Annotated in this window: 16 protein-coding genes; 4 read left to right on the top strand and 12 right to left on the bottom strand. The window is 39.4% G+C overall.

The features are described from left to right. Nucleotides 1-24: 24 nt before the first annotated feature. From argA to purM, 10 genes are all read right to left on the bottom strand, one after another. A complete protein-coding gene (argA, locus tag EV694_RS09955; RefSeq protein WP_132692077.1) occupies nt 25-1,350 on the bottom strand; it encodes an amino-acid N-acetyltransferase in 1,326 nt (441 codons plus the stop codon). A 73-nt stretch (nt 1,351-1,423) separates the two neighbouring features. Beyond that, on the bottom strand, nt 1,424-4,330 hold the full coding sequence (gene glnE / locus EV694_RS09950) for a bifunctional [glutamate--ammonia ligase]-adenylyl-L-tyrosine phosphorylase/[glutamate--ammonia-ligase] adenylyltransferase (protein WP_243646022.1): 2,907 nt from the start codon (nt 4,328-4,330) through the stop codon (nt 1,424-1,426). Between the two features lie 17 nt (nt 4,331-4,347). Next, nucleotides 4,348-4,974: an HI_0552 family protein gene (locus EV694_RS09945; RefSeq protein WP_132692073.1), complete on the bottom strand. Its 627-nt coding sequence runs from the start codon at nt 4,972-4,974 to the stop codon at nt 4,348-4,350. 20 nt (nt 4,975-4,994) lie between these two features. Further along, on the bottom strand, nt 4,995-5,819 hold the full coding sequence (gene apaH / locus EV694_RS09940) for a bis(5'-nucleosyl)-tetraphosphatase (symmetrical) ApaH (protein WP_132692071.1): 825 nt from the start codon (nt 5,817-5,819) through the stop codon (nt 4,995-4,997). Beyond that, nucleotides 5,819-6,673: a 16S rRNA (adenine(1518)-N(6)/adenine(1519)-N(6))-dimethyltransferase RsmA gene (gene rsmA / locus EV694_RS09935; RefSeq protein ID WP_132692069.1), complete on the bottom strand. Its 855-nt coding sequence runs from the start codon at nt 6,671-6,673 to the stop codon at nt 5,819-5,821. Before rsmA ends, apaH begins: the two co-directional genes overlap by 1 nt. Before the next feature lie 217 nt (nt 6,674-6,890). Further along, nucleotides 6,891-7,838 (bottom strand): peptidylprolyl isomerase, encoded by a 948-nt coding sequence (locus EV694_RS09930; protein ID WP_132692067.1) that lies wholly within the window; start codon nt 7,836-7,838, stop codon nt 6,891-6,893. Between the two features lie 70 nt (nt 7,839-7,908). Next, complete coding sequence (gene pyrR / locus EV694_RS09925; RefSeq protein ID WP_132692065.1) at nt 7,909-8,448, bottom strand: bifunctional pyr operon transcriptional regulator/uracil phosphoribosyltransferase PyrR; 540 nt, start codon at nt 8,446-8,448, stop codon at nt 7,909-7,911. Nucleotides 8,449-8,527: 79 nt separating this feature from the next. Continuing rightward, nucleotides 8,528-9,166 carry a phosphoribosylglycinamide formyltransferase gene (gene purN, locus EV694_RS09920; protein ID WP_132692063.1) on the bottom strand — a complete coding sequence of 213 codons (639 nt, stop codon included), beginning with the start codon at nt 9,164-9,166 and terminating at the stop codon, nt 8,528-8,530. 6 nt (nt 9,167-9,172) lie between these two features. Continuing rightward, entirely contained in the window at nt 9,173-10,600 is a 1,428-nt protein-coding gene (dgt, locus tag EV694_RS09915) for a dGTP triphosphohydrolase (protein ID WP_132692061.1), read from the bottom strand. A gap of 25 nt (nt 10,601-10,625) precedes the next feature. Next, nucleotides 10,626-11,663: a phosphoribosylformylglycinamidine cyclo-ligase gene (purM, locus tag EV694_RS09910; protein ID WP_132692059.1), complete on the bottom strand. Its 1,038-nt coding sequence runs from the start codon at nt 11,661-11,663 to the stop codon at nt 10,626-10,628. A gap of 218 nt (nt 11,664-11,881) precedes the next feature. Between purM and upp the strand changes: the two genes are divergently transcribed. The 3 genes from upp to hda all read left to right on the top strand — a co-directional run bounded on the left by upp (nt 11,882) and on the right by hda (nt 14,586). Beyond that, on the top strand, nt 11,882-12,508 hold the full coding sequence (upp, locus tag EV694_RS09905; protein ID WP_132692057.1) for a uracil phosphoribosyltransferase: 627 nt from the start codon (nt 11,882-11,884) through the stop codon (nt 12,506-12,508). A 92-nt stretch (nt 12,509-12,600) separates the two neighbouring features. Continuing rightward, complete coding sequence (locus tag EV694_RS09900) at nt 12,601-13,851, top strand: nucleobase:cation symporter-2 family protein (RefSeq protein ID WP_132692055.1); 1,251 nt, start codon at nt 12,601-12,603, stop codon at nt 13,849-13,851. Between the two features lie 39 nt (nt 13,852-13,890). After that, nucleotides 13,891-14,586 carry a DnaA inactivator Hda gene (hda, locus tag EV694_RS09895; protein ID WP_132692053.1) on the top strand — a complete coding sequence of 232 codons (696 nt, stop codon included), beginning with the start codon at nt 13,891-13,893 and terminating at the stop codon, nt 14,584-14,586. A 105-nt stretch (nt 14,587-14,691) separates the two neighbouring features. Here hda and EV694_RS09890 read toward each other — a convergent pair whose 3' ends face one another. Together EV694_RS09890 and glnA are read right to left on the bottom strand one after the other, a co-directional pair. Then, the gene (locus EV694_RS09890; RefSeq protein ID WP_132692051.1) at nt 14,692-15,645 is read right to left on the bottom strand and encodes a sigma 54-interacting transcriptional regulator; all 954 of its coding nucleotides are present in this window, start codon (nt 15,643-15,645) and stop codon (nt 14,692-14,694) included. A 180-nt stretch (nt 15,646-15,825) separates the two neighbouring features. Continuing rightward, the gene (glnA, locus tag EV694_RS09885; protein WP_132692049.1) at nt 15,826-17,241 is read right to left on the bottom strand and encodes a type I glutamate--ammonia ligase; all 1,416 of its coding nucleotides are present in this window, start codon (nt 17,239-17,241) and stop codon (nt 15,826-15,828) included. 309 nt (nt 17,242-17,550) lie between these two features. Here glnA and typA point away from each other — a divergent pair, with 309 nt between their 5' ends. Beyond that, nucleotides 17,551-19,395, top strand: coding sequence for a translational GTPase TypA (gene typA / locus EV694_RS09880; protein WP_132692047.1), 1,845 nt, complete (start codon nt 17,551-17,553; stop codon nt 19,393-19,395). The last annotated feature ends 43 nt before the right edge of the window (nt 19,396-19,438 follow it).

The raw sequence follows: 19,438 nt of genomic DNA, 5'->3' as shown, positions 1-19,438 counted from the left end.
TCTATAAAAAGTGCGGTCAGTTTTTCAATTATTTTCTTGCTCAAATAATGGCTTAATCAGGATTTTTGAACGCCGTTGGTGGTTGTAATGTTGGCGTTTTTGTTCCGGAAGATCGTTGAGGTTGGCGAGGCGGAAACCTCGTTCTTGGAACCAGTGGACGGTGCGAGTGGTGAGGACAAAGAGGTGTTCTATGCCCTGTTGTTTGGCCCGTTTTTGGATTGCTTCAAGGAGAATATCGCCACGAGCGGAATTGCGGTAATCGGGGTGGACGGCAACACAAGCCATTTCTGCCATTTTTTCTTGCGGATAAAGATTTAAGGCGGCACAGGCGATAATTGTGCCATCACGTTCAATAATGCTGTAATGGCCGATTTCCATTTCTAATTGCTCACGAGAACGTTTGACTAAGATACCTTGTTGTTCTAGTGGGTGGATCAGTTCAAGCATACCTGCAATATCTTGAGCGGTGGCAATGCGGACGGTTTCTGAGCTTTCCATAGAAAGCTGAGTCCCAATCCCATCTCGTGAAAATAGCTCTTGCAATAAGGAGCCGTCTTCGGCGTGGCTGAGTAAATGGCAACGTTTGACCCCTGCTCTACAAGCCTCAATGGCGGATTGAAGAAAACGTGCTTGTGAGCTGTGATATTGCCCTTGTTGAATAAGCTGTTGTAAGTGTAATTCCGCTTGTTGCGGTAAGAGATCGGCAATAACTTGTTGATTTTGATCCAAAATGCCTTGTTGTTCACAAAAACCAATCAATTTTTCGGCTTTGATTTTTATGGCGATTTGGGTGGCAATTTCTTCAAAGGGAAGATTAAAGGTTTCGCCTGTTACTGAGGGAGCGATTGGGCTAACCAACACAATGGCGTTTTGTGCCAGTTGCTGTTGGATACTTTCGCTGTTAATGCGGCGTAATTTGCCTGTGAGCATATAATCTACGCCGTCATCAACGCCAATAGGTTGAGCAAGGATAAAATTACTGCTTACCACATTGATGAGAGGAGCATTATGGGGGCGTAGGGATAAACGAGCGGTAATGTCGTATTGTAAACTGCCCACCACTTGTTTGACGAATGTGAGGGTTTGATGATCGGTAATGCGGATATTTTTATGATAAAGGCAATCTATTCCCTGTTGAGCTAATTGTTGGTTAATTTGATGTCTTGCCCCAAAGACAATCACCAATTTGATCCCTAAGCTATGCAATAAGCTAATATCATTGATGATATTAATAAAATTGGGGCTTGCAATGCTGTCGCCATCCAGCATAATCACAAAGGTTTTGCCACGATGAATATTGACATAAGGGGTGGATTGACGAAACCATTGTACTAATTCTGTACTACGCATAAGATCCTCTATCTTTATATTTATTCATTAAAATTGAATTTATATTCATTTTAATGGTTTTGCAAGCAGAATTTTATTCATTAAACAGCCGTTGCCAAAGTTGTTGGATAAAATCACGTTGCCAGACAAATTGTTCCGCACTCACCATAGAGGGTAAACCTAATAAATTCAAATGATGAATTTGGTTGCGTAAGCTGGTATAACATTCTTTCAATTTTTCCGCACAATCAAGGCTAATCACTTGGTATTGTGCCATAATGTCAAAAATACGCACATTATCCGACCATTGAGCTAAACTTGGGTTTTGTGGGCTATGGGCTAGCACTAAATATTGTGCGATAAATTCAATATCGGTTATCCCACCAGGATCTTTTTTCAGGTTAAACTGGCTTTGATCTTTGTTGGCTAAATGCTGATACATTTTTTCTCGCATTTCTCGTACATCTTGTTTGAGTTTGTTTTGATCTCTAGGCATCGCCAAGACGGCGGTACGAATTTGTTCAAAGCGTTGGCGTAATTCAGGCTCGCCATAAACGGCTCGGCTCCGCACAAGGGCTTGGCTTTCCCATGTCCAAGCCTCGTGGCGTTGATAATGTTCAAAGGCATTGAGGCTGCTAACTAATAATCCTGATTCGCCTGAGGGACGCAATCGCATATCTACATCGTAAAGCACACCAGCACTGGTGTTGATATTAAAAATACTGATGATTTTTTTAGCCAGTCTTAGATAAAATTGGGTGCTATCAATGGATTTTTTGCCGCCAATGGTTTGCCCGTCAGTAGGGGCATCATAGAGAAAGACTAAATCCAGATCGGATTTGTAGCCCAATTCAATCCCGCCCAATTTGCCATAGCCGATAACCAAAAATTGGCGTTGGTTATCCGTTAAATGATCAGGAACACCATAGCGTTGGCTCAGTTGTTGCCAAGCGAGATTGACTACCGCTTCAATAATGGCTTCCGCTAAGAAGGTGAGATGATCGCTCACTTTCATCACAGGCAAAATGGCAAGAATATCTGCACAAGCAACGTGAAATAATGCGGCATTTTTAAATTGACGTAGGGCATCAATAAATTGTTCTTCATCATCTTGCGGTAAGCGGAGTAAATATTGTTGTAACTCAGCAGGATATTGTTCAAATGCGGGCAAATTGAGTAAGGCTTTTTGATCCAATAATTCATCAAGCAAAATAGGGTGGCGTGCCACTTGTTCTGCAATCAGTTGGGATTTTGCACAAAGTTGTAATAAACGGTGAAGTGCGGCGGGATTTTCCAATAATAATTCTAAATAAGTGGTGCGAGTAAGGGTTTTCTCAATAATGTTGAGAATACGTGGCAATAAAGTGCGGTAGTTTTTATGGCTAAATATTTGTTGTAACAATTTAGGCATAAGCTGATTTAGCACTTCTCTACCTCGATTACCCATTGGGCGGCGTTCGCTTTCTTGTTTAAATTGATGAAGTCGGTTAAGTAATGGTTGAATATCCTCAAGGGACTGGCTTTCATCAGTGGGTAATAACTGGAGAAATTGTTGCGGATCAAGCTCTTCTTCAAACGCATCTTGCCAAGGGGCAAGGTTATCAGGCTCAGGTTTTTGCGGTTCGTTACCAATTAATTGATCAAAAACCGACCGCACTTTTTGTTGATGCTGTTGTAATACTTGGTAAAAACTCTGCCAATCCGAAATAGGATATTGTTGCTCAATAATGCCTTGTGATTCATTGCCCTGTTTGAATTTGGCACAGGCTCGCACTAAACGCTGTTGATCCTGTGGATTGCTTGGTAAGGTTTGAGTTTGTTGGTCATTAATGGCTTGTAGCACATTTTCCACGTGGCGTAAAAATAAATAGGCTTGTTGTAATTGTTGGCTTTCATCAGGGGTTAATAAACCGAGTTTACTCAGTTGCGGTAAAATTGCCAGAATACTTTGTTGTTGCAGGCTTACCTCTCGCCCACCACGAATTAATTGGAATACTTGAGCAATAAATTCAATTTCTCGGATACCGCCTGCCCCTAATTTGATATTGTCGGTTAAACCACGCCGTCTAATTTCTCGTTCAATTTTGCCTTTCATTTCTCGTAGCGATTGAATGGCACTAAAATCAATGTAACGGCGATAAATAAAAGGGCGTAATAATTGGCGTAGTTGCCCTTGATAAGGGCAATTTTTATCTGCTCCCAGTATTCTGGCTTTGATCATAGCATAGCGTTCCCAATCTCGCCCTTGTTCTTGGTAATAGGTTTCCATCGCATTAAAACTAAGCACCAAAGCACCGCTATCGCCGAAAGGGCGTAACCGCATATCTGTGCGGTAAACAAAACCATCGGGTGTACGTTGGTCAAGGGCGTTAATTAAGCGTTGCCCTAATTTGGTAAAAAATTTCTGATTATCTATACTCCGTCTTGCCCCTTGTGTTTCTCCTGTTTCTGGATAAGTAAAAATCAGGTCAATATCGGAGGAAAAATTTAGCTCTTTGCCACCCAGTTTTCCCATACCAAGAATAAGTAGCGGTTGAGCTATGCCTTGTGCATTAGTAGGTGTGCCAAATTGTTGGCAAAGTTGCTGATATAACCAATCACGACAAGCGATAATACAAGCTTCTGCCAATTCAGATAAGCGAATAAAAATTTGTTCAACGCTGGCAAGGTTAAGGCTTTGACAATAGCTGAGTTTTGCTAATTCTTGATAACGAAATTGGCGTAATAACCGAGCGAGTTGCTCTTCCTCTGTAAGCGGTTGTAGCTGTTTTTGCAAGCGTTCAAAATAATGTTGGCAATCTTCAAATTGAATGGGCTGTTGTAAAATTTGGCGGAAAAAATCCCCTTGTTTATGTAAACAATCAAACACAAAGTCGGATTGTTGTATGGCATAAATAAATGAAGTTTCTGCCTGCGGTGTGAGCAAGGCGAGGCAATCAGGTTCAATAAAATGATGTTGTAACAGTTGATGAAATTTTTGTTGTGCGATGTTGTTTAACATAATACTTCCTGTGAAAGCTAACGAACAGCTTGATGACATTTTTCATATAAGGGCAATAATTGGCGAATGGTCTGGCAAATAAATTGTTGGCTATCAATATGATCTAATTGGGCTTTTTCACAATTTTTGCCAATACAATAAAAATCTTGGGGTTGGGGCAGAATGAACTGTTCTGGCGAAAGGTTTTTTACCAGAGGAAAATCATTATATTCACTGTCATCGCCTCGCCAAATTTCAAAATCGCCATATTGTTGATAATCCAGTTGTTCAAGCCATTGATTATATTGCTCAAGGGTAAATTGTGAGCGGTTAGCTCGATAGCTATGCCAATCTAGGCAAACTTGCAAACGGCGACGATTCAGGATAACCGATAAAATGGCGGCAGAATGTTGATAATATTCATATTTAAAAAACGCAAAAAAATGCGACCGCACTTGCCAGCCATTTGTCCAGCTTTCAATATGTGGCTTAGTAAAAGGTGTGCCTAATTGTGCGGAAACTTGTTGAATAAGAGCTTTCCATTGTTGCCAAGCCTGTTGATACTCTTGCTTGAGGGATTGTAGCCGTTCGGGTTGGAATTTTTTGATTTGAGCAAATTGGAAGAAAGGTTGATTAAAGAGTTCACAAGATTGTGCGGATAACATCGCTTTCCTCCTTATTTAATTTAATGGCTATAATCTTTTAATGCAGGTTGCACAAAATATTGTTTATCTTCCCAGCGTAGCATCGTCATTTTATTATTCCAGACACAGCCTGTATCTAAGGCATAAATATGGCTAGGGGTTGCCACTTCCGCTAAACTTGCCCAATGCCCAAAAATAAGGTTGGTTTGTTGATATAAAGGATTGGCGAGCTTAAACCAAGGTTGCAAAGGCGCAGGGGCTTGTTGGGGCGGCAATTTGCAAGCAAAATCAAGGCGACCATCAGGATAACAAAAACGCATACGGGTAAAGGCATTAATAATATAACGTAAGCGTTCAATGCCCGTTAATTGTGGTGACCAATAATCAGGCTGATTATCGTACATTTGGGCAATAAGCTGTTGATAATCGCCTTGTTGTAGCACTTGCTCCACTTCCTTGGCACAGGCTTTGGCTGTGGCTAAATCCCATTGTGGACTAATACCAGCGTGGCTAAGCACAAAATCTTGTTGTGGACTATGGATTAACAGAGGTTGCTGACGTAACCAATCTATTAATTCCGCAAAATCAGGGGCAGCGAAAATCGCCTCAACCCGATCTTTGGCTTTGATGTTTTTAATACCTAATGCGGTGGCAATAAGATGTAAATCGTGATTGCCTAATACAGTTTGAGCCGATTTGCCAAGGGATTTTACTAGGCGTAAACATTGCAAGGATTTATCGCCTCGAGCCACCAAATCGCCCACTAAATAGAGTTTATCTTGGTTGGGATCAAACTTGACCTGCTCTAATAAGCATTGTAATTCATCATAACAACCTTGTAGATCGCCAACAAAATAAGTTGCCATTAGTCCTCCAAAGCCCCTTGAACTTGTTCAGTAGGGGGATTATCCGCCAACCAATTAGCTAATTTTGCATAATCCGCAATGCTTAAATTTTCCGCTCGTGCATTTAAATCAATACCAAGTGCGGTCAGATTTTCCGCAGAAAATAAATGGGATAAAGCATTGCGTAAGGTTTTACGCCGTTGATTAAAGGCTTGGCTACATACGCGGTTTAACCAAGCAATATCTTTTACAGGGTAAGGTAATTGTTGATGTGGTACCAAACGCACCACCGCAGAATCCACTTTCGGAGCAGGTTTAAAGGCAGAAGGTGGCACTTCCAAGACTGGCATTACTTGGCAATAATATTGTGCCATAATGGTTAAACGTCCGTATGCTTTGCTATTAGGACTTGCACATAAACGTTTTACTACCTCTTTTTGCAACATAAAATGCATATCTTGGATAAGATGATGATACTGAAAAAGATGAAACATTAAGGGCGTAGAAATGTTATAAGGCAAATTACCAAATACCCGAATTTTTTGTTGCTTACTGGCAAGTTGCTGTTGTTCAAACAGTTGGGCAAAATCAAATTGCATCGCATCAGCTTCAATAACCTGCAATTTTTGCTGTAAAAACGGATGATGACGTAAACGCTTGGCTAAATCTCGGTCTAATTCAATGACCGTAAGTTGATTCACCTGCTCTGCCACAGGTTCAGTTAATGCCCCTAAACCTGGGCCTATCTCAAGTAAAAACTGATCAGGTTGCGGATAAATCGCCGCCACAATACTTTGGATAATCTGTTGATCATGTAAAAAATTCTGCCCAAAACGTTTACGGGCGGTATGACCTAAATGGGTTTTTGTATTCATAATATGATAAGTTTTTCTTCATTGATTTGGGCTGAATTATAAAACAAAAGTCTGGCGGCTGACAAACGTTGGGGAGGGGAAATAGAGTCGTTTCAATTAAAAATGAGACAAGGCGGCACGCCGAAGACAGTACAAGTAGTATGGCGAAGCGTACCAACGCTGTATCATGTCAAAGTGGGGCGACTATAAAAATCCCAGCTAAGCTGGGATCTCTTGATTAATCATTGATATATTTTATATCCGCACCACGGCGTAAGCCTTTAACCCAATTTTGTGCTTCTTCTTGTAATTGGGCATTGACTAATTGTTCATAGGCTTTTTGGCGGTAGGCATTTTCGGTAACATCACTTTGACGTTTGCCAATAACCTCTAAAATATGCCAGCCAAATTCTGTTTTAAAGGGTTGGGAAATTGTACCTTGCTTGGTATTAAGAATAGCTTGTTGGAAAGCTGGGACATACATATCTGGCAACGCATAACCAAGGCTCCCGCCATTCGCTCCCGAAAGATAATCTTTAGAATAATCTTTAGCGGCTTGGGCAAAGGTTAATTTATTTGCCAAAATATCGGCACGAATTTGATTTAATTGTGCTTTCGCTTGATTATCATTAAGTAAAGGATTTAATTTTAATAAAATATGGCGTACTTCATATTCTGGTGCGGTAACTTCTTTAAGTTTGCCTTCCTGTTTGGCTTGACTTAGCATTTTATCCGCGAGGTTTTCTACTTGCTCTCTTGTGACATCAAGATTACGCCCAAAATTTTGTTGACGTACGGCGTCCATTAATAATTGATTGGCAATTTGGCGGCGATAACTATGAATATCAATACCTTGATATTCCACCGCATCAAGAAATTGACCATAGGTTAAGCCATTTTGAGCCGCAATATTTTCAATCACTGCGTCAATATGGGCATTGGTAATTTTTACCCCTGAATCTTGAATGGCTTTTTGTACTAAAATATCATCAATCACTGAATTTAATGCTACTTGACGGTTTGCCTCGGTATTGGCTTTTTTGCCTAAAGCACGTTTAACTTGGCTTTCTAACACAGGGATTCCATCAACTGTTGCCACCACACGCTCTTGAGCGTAGGTTGAGGTGGAAATCATTAATAAGCTGATTAAACTAAATAAAATAGAATTAAAAAAAGGCTTTTTCATTGTGTTATTCCATTCCTTTTATTATGAGAATTAGACGTTATTTAGAGCGTTGGTTTATTAAAAGGTTCCCTTATTTTGTGATTAAGGCAACTTCATTACAGCCATCGTATTTTGCTGTGCGTACCTGTACTTTCTCTGTTTTACTGGTAGGCACATTTTTACCCACATAATCTGCACGAATAGGTAATTCTCGATGACCGCGATCCACAAAAATCACTAATTCCACTTTCGCCGCACGCCCGAAATCAACGAGAGCATCTAATGCAGCACGAATAGTTCGTCCTGTAAATAAAACATCATCAACCAAGATCACAATTTTATTTTGAATATTAAGATATTCGGAAGCACCGTGATAAACGGGTGATTGACTTGCAGGCTCAGCATATTCAAGATCATCACGATAAAAGGTAATATCCAAATCCATGGAGGGAAGTTCTTGTTGGGTGAGATCAAAAATTTTGCGTTTAATAAATTGAGCAATTTCTGCCCCACGACGTTTGATCCCCACGATAATAATATTATCTAGGTTTTGATGTTTTTCAATAATCTCGTGAGAAATGCGTGAAATTGTGCGTTGAAACTGATTTTCATCAATGATGATTTTGTTCATAATTCATCTCAATAAGCCAAAATTCAGGTCAGAATAGCATAAATTGGGGTAAAACGATATAGTTCCCCTTGCTTTATCCTTACTCGGCAGCATAGCCTTGTTGAGGCAAGGGTTTTCCATCTAAATAGGCTTGGTTATCTTGCAATACTAAGCGACCTTTTACAAACCAATCGATCACTAAAGGATAAATGGCAAATTCTTGCTGTTTGACTCGTTGTTCCACATCTTGCACATTATCCTCGGCAAAAATTGGCACTTTCGCTTGTAACACGATAGCCCCACCATCAACCTCTTCATTGACAAAATGAACGGTGGTGCCATGTTCTTTTTCGCCAGCCTCAATGGCTCGTTGATAAGTATCCAATCCCGGATATTTCGGTAATAGCGAAGGATGAATATTTAAGATTTTACCGGCAAAGCGTTGGGTAAATTGTGGGGTAAGAATTTTCATATAACCCGCTAATACAATTAAATCCGCCTGTTGTTGCTCAATATAATCGGCAATCGCCATATCCATCGCGAGATTATCGCTAAAGTTTTTACGTAAAAAAACTTGGGTAGGAATATTGGCTTGGCTAGCACGCTGTAAGCCGAATGCCGTTGCTTTATTACTGATTACCGACACAATTTTGCCAGCAATTTTTTGTTCAGTACAAGCCTCAATAATGGCTTGTAAATTTGTGCCTTGTCCTGAAATTAATACAACAATTTTTTTCATAGTCATTTAAATATGATAGCCCGATAAGGTGGTATAAAGATCATGTGCGTAGCTGTCGGTCATACCTGAAATAAAATCGGTAACCATCAGTAAGCGAAGATATAATAAATAATGTGGATCATCTTGATGTTTCGTTGCAAAACGTTGATAAATTTGTTTATGACTTTCAGAAATTAATGCCACTAATTTTTTATCTAATTTATTATGAATATTATTTAAATCAGCATAAGGTAATACGGCTGCAACAAATTTATTTAGTAGAAAGGTGAGTACGCTATGCCCTGAAATTTCTAGTTTCAGAATATGTTTATTGGAAAAAATATGTTTTAAAGCGAATTGACGGAGGAATTTATGCAAGGTTTCCGCCCAACTACCTTTAAATAAATCCGCATTATAATTGCCCTGCATAATGGCGGAATAATGATGATTAAAGGAAAAAGAAGCGGCATAAATCAGTTTTTTCCGAATATCAAAGAAACATTGATTAATCAATTCTTCTTGGTTACCGTCTTCTTGATTTTTAGTTTGTTGCTTATGCACCTCATTTAAATATTTATTTTTATCATTGTCTTTTGGATCTTTTAAATTTTCCCATTGCTGATTAAATTCTGTTAATTTTTGTTTAAAAAAATCAAAGCTAAATAATTCTTTTTTAAGGGCATCTTCAATATCAGCTGTTAAATAAGCAATATCATCAGCCGCCTCTAAAATAAAGGTGAGAGGGTGTCTTGCTTTTTCTACCCCAGTAAGTGCGGTTACTTTTTCAAAAATTTTTTGTTCCGCTTGGAAATATCCCATTTTTTTCTCTACCAACTTGGCATTTTGTTTATCATAAGCCTCAGTAGAAGAACGGGTATATTTAATCATGGTATTAATGGTTGCCGCCGTTAAGTGCATACCGGGATCGCCAGAAAAATTATGCAATTTGGTAATAATACGCAATGCTTGGGCATTGCCATCAAACTCAATAAAGTCGGATAAATAATGGGCAAGAAAATACTCTATATTAATATTTTCTAGCATTTTTTGTTGCAACATTGGGGCTAAATGGCTAGCAAACCAGTGGCGAATAATATCCTCACCAAAATGCCCAAAAGGAGGATTGCCAATATCATGAAGCAAACTGGCACATTCTAAGATACGGCAGATGTCCTCTTTTCTTTCATTTAAAATAGGCGCGTCCTCGCCTTTGTAATATTGTATGATATTAGTGGCTAACTCTCGTGCCAACATAGCGACTTCAATAGAATGGGTAAGCCGAGTATGCACGAAATCGTGGCGTTCAAGGGGGAACACTTGGGTTTTATCTTGTAAACGGCGAAAGGCGGGACTAGTCACAATTCGCTTGTAATCACTGTCAAAGGCAAACTCCTTGCTACCACGATTTTCGCCGCCGATACGTTGTGAATGTAATAATTGTTGCCAATTAAACATTGTTTCCCCCTAGCTTGATAGGCTGTTAGTTAATGATGACCTGTGGTTCGCCAGCTTCCGCTTGTTCAATGTGGCCAATTAACCAAGCCTGTTCGCCTGCTTGTTGTAACAATGCAAGGGCATTTTCTACTTGCTCGCTTGGCAAAGCAATTACCATACCCACACCGCAGTTAAAGGTGCGATACATTTCGTGGCGAGAAATATTGCCTTGTTGTTGTAACCAAGTAAAAATCGCAGGCCATTGCCAGCTTTGTTCATTAATCACCGCTTTGGCATTGGCAGGTAAAACACGTGGAATATTTTCCCAGAAACCACCGCCTGTGAGATGGGCAATGGCATGAACCTCAGTCTGTTTAATCAAATTTAAAATGGATTTCACATAAATTTTGGTTGGCGCTAATAAATGATCGGCTAAGGATTTCCCTGCTAATTGTTCGTTTTGAGGATCAACACCAGCCACATCAAGCACTTTACGAATTAAGGAATAACCATTGGAATGTGGGCCACTTGAGCCTAAAGCAATAAGACTATCGCCAGCTTTTACTTTACTACCATCAATAATCTCCGCTTTTTCTACCACACCGACACAAAAGCCCGCCAGATCATAATCGCCCTGATGATACATACCCGGCATTTCCGCCGTTTCACCGCCCACTAAGGCACAACCAGCTTGCTCACAGCCATTGGCAATGCTTTTTACCACTTCTGCTGCCACATCAACCTCAAGTTTACTTGTGGCGTAATAATCGAGGAAAAACAGCGGTTCTGCCCCCTGTACCACCAAATCATTCACACACATTGCCACCAAATCAAGACCAATGCCTTGATGACGTTGTAAATCAATGGCTAAACGCAACTTTGTTCCCACGCCGTCAGTTCCAGACACCAAAATTGGCTCTTTATATTGACTTGGAATGGCACATAATGCCCCAAATCCACCTAATCCCCCCATCACTTCGGGACGAGTAGTACGTTTAACATCCGCTTTAATGCGTTCCACTAATTCATTACCAGCGTTAATATCCACACCAGCATCTTTGTAACTTAATGATTGTTTGCTCACAGAGGGTTTCCTTTACGATGAATAAAAAATAATTGCGGGAAATTATACCGATTTAAGCAATCGTTTGCGATAGGAATTTTCATTCAAATATGCTTTGTCAATATTTAGGGCAAAAGTGCGGTGAATTTTCACAGAAATTTCTTTTTTCACTGTTCATTATGCTTATTCTGATTTAAAATTCACTAATTTGTGTTGAATAAGACAAAAAGGAGCGGACAATGAAAATTGTGGAAGTGAAACATCCCTTGGTAAAGCATAAACTTGGTTTAATGCGTGCAGCAAATATTAATACGAAACATTTCCGAGAATTAGCCACTGAAGTGGGGAGTTTATTAACCTATGAAGCGACAGCGGATTTAGAAACGGAAAAAGTGATTATTGATGGTTGGTGTGGCCAAGTGGAAGTGGATCGCATTAAGGGCAAAAAAGTCACTGTTGTGCCTATTTTGCGTGCTGGCTTGGGTATGATGGATGGTGTGTTGGAACATATTCCAAGTGCGAGAATTAGTGTGGTGGGGATTTATCGTGATGAAGAAACCTTGCAACCTGTGCCTTATTTCCAAAAACTGGCAAGTGATTTGTCTGAGCGTTTAGCCATTGTGGTTGACCCTATGCTCGCCACAGGTGGTTCAATGATTGCGACCATTGATTTGTTAAAACAAAAGGGTTGTCATCAAATTAAGGTGTTAGTGCTGGTGGCTGCCCCTGAGGGAATTGAGGCATTACAGCAGGCTCATCCTGATATTGAGCTTTATACCGCTTCTATTGATCAATGTTTAAATGAGAAAGGTTATATTGTGCCGGGCTTGGGCGATGCGGGCGATAAAATCTTTGGGACAAAATAATTTGAAGTGCGGTCTATTTTACAAAAATTTTTGCTAAATTGACCGCACTTTTTCTATTAACAAAGTTAATTCAGTCAGAGAGTTGAAACTTTATGCAAAATGAACAAAATGTGGCGATACAAAGCCAGCCAAAACAAGCCTTCGTAGGCTTACAAATGTTATTCGTTGCCTTTGGGGCATTGGTGCTTGTTCCTTTAATTACGGGGCTTGATGCGAATACGGCATTATTAACCGCGGGCATTGGTACCTTATTATTCCAATTTTGTACGGGTCGCCAAGTGCCGATTTTCCTTGCCTCTTCTTTTGCCTTTATTGCTCCCATTCAATATGGTATCCAAACTTGGGGAATTTCGGTAACCATGGGCGGTTTGGTGTTTACGGGGTTGGTCTATTTTGCCTTGAGTGCTTTAGTGAAAGTGAAAGGGGCTGAGGCATTACAACGTATTTTTCCTCCTGTGGTAGTAGGGCCTGTGATTATTATTATCGGTATGGGCTTAGCCCCTGTAGCAGTGGATATGGCATTGGGCAAAAACAGTAGTTATGCTTATAATGATGCCATTTTGGTCTCAATGGTTACCCTGATTACCACCTTAGCCGTTGCAGTCTTTGCCAAGGGAATGATGAAATTAGTGCCGATTATGTTTGGCATTTTGGTGGGCTATATTCTTTGTTTATGTCTTGGTTTAATTGATTTTCAACCTGTCTTTGATGCTCCTTGGTTTAGCTTGCCACAGCTTACCACACCAGAATTTAAATTAGAGGCAATTCTCTATTTATTACCTATTGCTATCGCCCCTGCGGTGGAACATGTGGGCGGTATTATGGCGATTAGCTCGGTAACAGGTAAAGATTTCTTAAAAAAACCGGGGTTGCACCGTACATTGTTAGGTGATGGTATCGCCACTTCAGCCGCTTCGTTTCTTGGTGGACCACCAAATACCACTTATGCAGAGGTAACAGGCGCAGTGATGCTGACCCGTAATTTCAATCCGAATATTATGACTTGGGCGGCAGTATGGGCGATTGCTATTTCATTTTGTGGTAAAGTAGGGGCATTTCTTTCAACCATTCCAACCATTGTTATGGGCGGAATTATGATGCTAGTCTTCGGCTCTATTGCGGTTGTGGGAATGAGCACGCTGATTCGGGCAAAAGTTGATGTAACTGAGGCTCGTAATCTTTGTATTATTTCCGTGGTAATGACCTTTGGCATTGGTGGAATGTTTGTTAATGTGGGTGAAATTTCCTTAAAAGGCATTAGTTTATGTGCCGTAGTAGCCATTTTACTCAATTTAATTTTACCTAAAGCAAAAGATCAGGAAATAAACCAAGAAATAAAATAAAATGCTTGGGCTAGGCATAATAATATTTAAGGTGAGTTTTTGACCGAACAACTTCCGTTACCGATTCATCAAATTGATGATGATACTTTGGAAAATTTCTATAGTGGCAATAATTTATTGCTACTCAATTCTGTGCAAGCTAACTTTCATCAATTATGCCAGCCGTTCTTTTTTATTTGGGGCACAGCAAGCAGCGGCAAAACCCATTTTCTCAAAGCCATTTCTAATCATTTTCTCTTGGCTCAACGCCCTGCTATTTATGTACCACTCAAAGAATCTCGCTATTTTTCCCCCGCGGTACTTGATAATTTAGAACAACAGGCGGCAGTGTGTTTAGATGATATTCAGAGCGTACTTGGCGATCCGCAATGGGAAGAGGCGATTTTTGATTTAATCAATCGTATCAAAGAAAACGGCAAAACCCTATTATTGATTAGTGCAGATCACCCTGTGAAAGCACTTCCTATTCAATTAGCAGATTTAGCTTCAAGATTAACTTGGGGAGAAACCTATCAATTACAGCCTTTAAATGATGAGCAAAAAATTGAGGTATTACAACAACGAGCGCAACGCCGAGGTATTGAGTTACCCAATGATACCGCTAATTTTTTATTAAAACGGTTAGAACGTGATAATCACACCTTATTTAACGTCCTTGAACGTTTAGATAAGGCTTCATTACAAGCAAAACGTAAATTAACCATTCCCTTTGTGAAAGAGATTTTGGCGTTGTAAAAAGAAATATAATGGAAAAAATGGTAACTAATAATCGTTTTCTCAACGGACTTGAAACCACTTTCTAGTCACTCTTTTATCCATTTCCCCTATTTATTAACTAAATCAAGGTTTGGTAATATGATATTGGCGTAACTTATTGGCGACAGCAGTATGAGAAATCCCTAAACGATTTGCCAGTTTACGCGTACTTGGATATTTTTCATAAAACTTACGTAAGATTGCCGCTTCAAAATTGCCCATAATTTGCTCAAGGGTTTCTTCGCCAAATTGTTCAATATCCATAGATTGAATATCATTTTCCAATAAACTCAAGCCGGCGATGGAAAGTTGCTGATTCTCCGCTAAGGTGCAAGCACGATAAAGGGCATTATAGAGTTCTCTAACATTACCTGCCCAAGGATAATTAATCAGATATTGCAAAAAGGCTTGGTCATAACGAGGCGGCTCAATTTCTAATTGTTGACAAATTTGCTGAATAAATAAGTCCAGTAAGGCTGGCACATCTTCCTTACGCTCTCTCAGGGGCGGAATGGTTAAAGCTAAAACATTTAAACGGTGAAATAAATCACTCCGCATTTTTCCTTGTTCAACATAATATTGTAACGGAATTTGTGATGTACAAATCACTCTAACATCGGCGTGATGCTCTTGTTCCTCGCCCACTCGGCGAAAAGAACCGTCATTGAGAAAACGCAAAAGTTTAGCTTGTAACTCTAATGGCAATTCAGCCACATTATCCAATAACACCGTACCATTATGCGCGTATTCAAAAAAACCTGTGCTTTGCTTATCTGCAAGGGCTGAGCCAAACATTTCACTTTCGGCTTCTTTTTGAGGTAGGCCTGCACAATTTACTGCGATAAACTTTTGTGTAGCGCGAGGACTAATGTGATGACAAATTTTAGCTAATAATTCTTTTCCTGTCCCCGTTTCGCCTTGAATTAATAAGGGGGCATCTAACAAAGCAAATTTTTTTGCTTTATTAATTAATGCGATCATTTTAGGACTATTGGCAATGATCTCTGAAAAATTATGTTGGCGTTTATCTTGTTTCATTTCGTCCCCTATTATCTTTGTCATACTTTCTAGCATAATACGGCACGACTGTAAAATTGACAAATGATTTTTGGAAAGTTTTATTTACAAAGAGAGGTAAAAATATTGTAAAAATTCACCGCACTTTTCCCCAATCATAAAAAAGGCGACCTTAGGTCGCCAAAATGTAACATGAAGTTACTACGCATAATACATTTCAAATTCAACTGGGTGTGGTGTCATATTGAGACGTTCTACCTCTTTGCGTTTCATTTCAATATAGGTATCAATGAAATCTTTGCTGAATACGCCACCTTGGGTTAAAAACTCGTAATCTTGTTCTAAGGCACTCAATGCTTCGCCTAATGAGCTTGATACCGCAGGAATATCTTTTAATTCTTCTGGTGGTAAATCATAGAGGTTTTTATCCATTGCTTCACCTGGGTGAATTTTATTGATGATGCCATCTAACCCCGCCATTAATAAGGCTGAGAAAGCTAAATATGGGTTGGCAAGTGGATCTGGGAAGCGAGCCTCAACGCGTGTCGCTTTTGGCGATGTTACCGCTGGGATACGAATTGAAGCGGAACGGTTGCTGGCAGAATAAGCAAGCAATACAGGCGCTTCAAATCCTGGCACTAAGCGTTTATAAGAATTGGTTGACGGGTTAGTGAAAGCGTTAAGGGCTTTCGCATGCTTGATAATACCGCCGATGTAATAAAGGGCTGTTTCTGATAAGCCTGCATATTTATCTCCCATAAAGATGTTTTTACCCTCTTTACTTAGAGACATATTACAGTGCATACCTGAGCCATTGTCGCCAGCAAAAGGTTTTGGCATAAAACAGGCTGTTTTGCCGTGTTCTGCGGCCACATTTTGTACTACATATTTATAAATTTGGGTTTCATCGGCTTTTAAGGTTAATGTATTAAAGCGTGTTGCAATTTCATTTTGTCCTGCGGTTGCCACTTCGTGGTGATGTGCTTCGATAACTAAGCCCATTTCTGCTAATAATAAGCACATTTCAGAACGAATATCATGCCCTGTGTCATTTGGTGCCACAGCACAATAACCACCTTTCACTAAAGGACGATAAGCACTGTTGCCTTCATCGTAACTTGTGTTTGTATTCCAAGCCGCTTCTTGGTCATCAATATGATAACTTACGTTATTCATTTTTGTGCTAAAACGTACATCATCAAATAAGAAAAACTCTGGCTCTGGCCCAAAAGAGGCACTGTCTGCAATCCCTGTGCTTTTTAGGTAATTTTCTGCACGCATTGCAATAGAACGTGGGTCACGATCATAGCTTTGCATCGTATTTGGTTCATAGATACTACAACGAATAGATAAGGTTGGGATTTGAGCAAAAGGATCAACAACCGCTGTTTCTGCAATTGGCATTAGCAACATATCGGCTTTATTAATGGTTCTCCAACCTTCCACAGATGAACCATCAAACATTTTTCCTTCTTCAAATAAATCTTCGTCAACAAGATTAGCAGGAATAGAAACGGCGTGTTCTTTACCTTTAATATTGGTAAAACGCAATAGTACAAATTTAATATCATTTTCTTCAATCAGGCTAAAAACGCGATCAATAGCTGTGTTTGACATAAATACTTCCTCTTTTTGATTAAAATTTAACTTTTCTACTTTATGACTAATCTTATTAGTGATTTAATCAATGTGGTAAAAGATACACATATCATCTAATAAAATCAATATATTTTTGAAAATAATTTATGAATTTCATTAATGAATGATTTTTATTTAATTAATTTAATAAGTTTTTGAATGTTTTATTAGTAATCATCTCTTATCGTTACTTTTTATATTATTTGATAGCTCATACCTTGAAAAAGTTGTATAATCTGCAACCTTTTTAACAGGATTTCCTATTGATACAGAGTTAAGATAGATTCAATGAAAAATACTTTAGATATTAATAAATTGCGTAATATCGCAATTATTGCTCACGTTGACCATGGTAAAACAACCTTGGTTGATAAATTATTACAACAATCTGGTACATTAGAAGCCGCGCGTAATGGCGATCAAAATGAACGTGTGATGGATTCCAATGATTTGGAAAAAGAGCGCGGCATTACCATTTTAGCGAAAAATACCGCGATAAATTGGCAAGATTATCGTATTAATATCGTAGATACCCCGGGACACGCTGATTTTGGTGGCGAGGTAGAACGTGTACTCTCTATGGTGGATAGCGTTTTATTAATTGTTGATGCCTTTGATGGTCCAATGCCACAAACACGTTTCGTTACACAAAAAGCCTTTGCTCATGGATTAAAACCGATTGTGGTTATTAATAAAGTGGATCGCCCTGGTGCGCGTCCTGATTGGGTTGTAGATCAAGTGTTTGATTTATTTGTTAATCTTGGGGCAACAGATGAACAACTTGATTTCCCAATTATTTATGCTTCCGCTTTAAACGGCGTAGCTGGCTTAGATCACGAAGATTTGGCATCAGATATGACCCCATTATTTGAAGCCATTGTAAAATATGTGGAACCACCAAAAGTGGAACTTGACGCCCCATTCCAAATGCAAATTTCACAGCTTGATTATAATAGTTATGTTGGCGTGATTGGTATTGGGCGGATTAAACGTGGCTCAATTAAACCTAATCAACAGGTTACTATTATTGATAGCAAGGGTAAGACCCGTAACGGTAAAGTAGGGCAAGTATTAGGGCATTTAGGCTTAGATCGCTTTGAGGAAGATATTGCGAATGCTGGCGATATTATTGCCATTACTGGATTAGGCGAGCTGAATATTTCCGATACGATTTGTGATGTAAATCAGGTTGAAGCCTTACCAGCTTTAACCGTTGATGAACCTACGGTAACCATGTTTTTCTGCGTCAATACCTCGCCATTCTGCGGTAAAGAAGGCAAATATGTCACTTCACGTCAGATTTTAGAACGTCTGCAAAAAGAGTTAGTACATAATGTGGCATTACGGGTAGAAGAAACCGATAACCCTGATGAGTTTAAGGTTTCTGGACGTGGCGAATTACACCTTTCTGTCCTTATTGAAAATATGCGTCGTGAAGGTTATGAATTAGCCGTATCCCGTCCTAAAGTTATTTTTAAAGAAATCGATGGACGTAAACAAGAACCTTTTGAACAAGTAACCATTGATATTGAAGAACAACATCAAGGTGCAGTGATGGAAGCCTTAGGTATTCGCAAAGGCGAAGTGAAAGATATGGTACCCGATGGCAAAGGGCGTACACGTTTAGAGTATATTATCCCAAGCCGTGGTTTAATTGGTTTCCGTAACGAATTTATGACGATGACCTCAGGTACAGGGTTACTTTATTCCAGTTTTAGTCACTATGATGATGTTAAACCTGGTGAAATTGGGCAACGTAAAAATGGGGTATTAATTTCTAATGCCACAGGTAAAGCCCTTGCTTATGCCCTATTTGGTTTGCAGGAACGTGGTAAATTAATGATTGAACATGGTGTGGAAGTTTATGAAGGGCAAGTGATTGGTATTCATAGCCGTTCTAACGATCTTACGGTGAACTGCTTACAAGGGAAAAAACTCACCAATATGCGTGCTTCTGGTAAAGATGAAGCTGTCGTATTAGTGCCACCTGTACGTCATTCACTTGAGCAAGCCATTGAATTTATTGATGATGATGAATTAGTGGAAGTGACACCAACTTCTGTGCGTATTCGCAAGAAATTACTGACAGAAAATGAACGTAAACGTGCTAATAGAAACACTGGCAATGCTTAAATTGCTTAGGAAAAAATAAGTTAAAATTGAACCGCACTTATTA

This window comes from Volucribacter psittacicida (assembly GCF_004339025.1).
In the GTDB taxonomy this organism is placed as follows: domain Bacteria; phylum Pseudomonadota; class Gammaproteobacteria; order Enterobacterales; family Pasteurellaceae; genus Volucribacter; species Volucribacter psittacicida.
Note: the sequence above shows the minus strand (reverse complement) of the source record. Positions and strands in the feature narration are given on the sequence as shown.

What these genes read in the sequence shown, in the direction of transcription:
- argA (WP_132692077.1), bottom strand. Translation starts at nt 1,350, where the DNA reads ATGCGTAGTACAGAATTAGTACAATGGTTTCGTCAATCCACCCCTTAT.
- glnE (WP_243646022.1), bottom strand. Translation starts at nt 4,330, where the DNA reads ATGTTAAACAACATCGCACAACAAAAATTTCATCAACTGTTACAACAT.
- EV694_RS09945 (WP_132692073.1), bottom strand. Translation starts at nt 4,974, where the DNA reads ATGTTATCCGCACAATCTTGTGAACTCTTTAATCAACCTTTCTTCCAA.
- apaH (WP_132692071.1), bottom strand. Translation starts at nt 5,819, where the DNA reads ATGGCAACTTATTTTGTTGGCGATCTACAAGGTTGTTATGATGAATTA.
- rsmA (WP_132692069.1), bottom strand. Translation starts at nt 6,673, where the DNA reads ATGAATACAAAAACCCATTTAGGTCATACCGCCCGTAAACGTTTTGGG.
- EV694_RS09930 (WP_132692067.1), bottom strand. Translation starts at nt 7,838, where the DNA reads ATGAAAAAGCCTTTTTTTAATTCTATTTTATTTAGTTTAATCAGCTTA.
- pyrR (WP_132692065.1), bottom strand. Translation starts at nt 8,448, where the DNA reads ATGAACAAAATCATCATTGATGAAAATCAGTTTCAACGCACAATTTCA.
- purN (WP_132692063.1), bottom strand. Translation starts at nt 9,166, where the DNA reads ATGAAAAAAATTGTTGTATTAATTTCAGGACAAGGCACAAATTTACAA.
- dgt (WP_132692061.1), bottom strand. Translation starts at nt 10,600, where the DNA reads ATGTTTAATTGGCAACAATTATTACATTCACAACGTATCGGCGGCGAA.
- upp (WP_132692057.1), top strand. Translation starts at nt 11,882, where the DNA reads ATGAAAATTGTGGAAGTGAAACATCCCTTGGTAAAGCATAAACTTGGT.
- EV694_RS09900 (WP_132692055.1), top strand. Translation starts at nt 12,601, where the DNA reads ATGCAAAATGAACAAAATGTGGCGATACAAAGCCAGCCAAAACAAGCC.
- EV694_RS09890 (WP_132692051.1), bottom strand. Translation starts at nt 15,645, where the DNA reads ATGAAACAAGATAAACGCCAACATAATTTTTCAGAGATCATTGCCAAT.
- glnA (WP_132692049.1), bottom strand. Translation starts at nt 17,241, where the DNA reads ATGTCAAACACAGCTATTGATCGCGTTTTTAGCCTGATTGAAGAAAAT.
- typA (WP_132692047.1), top strand. Translation starts at nt 17,551, where the DNA reads ATGAAAAATACTTTAGATATTAATAAATTGCGTAATATCGCAATTATT.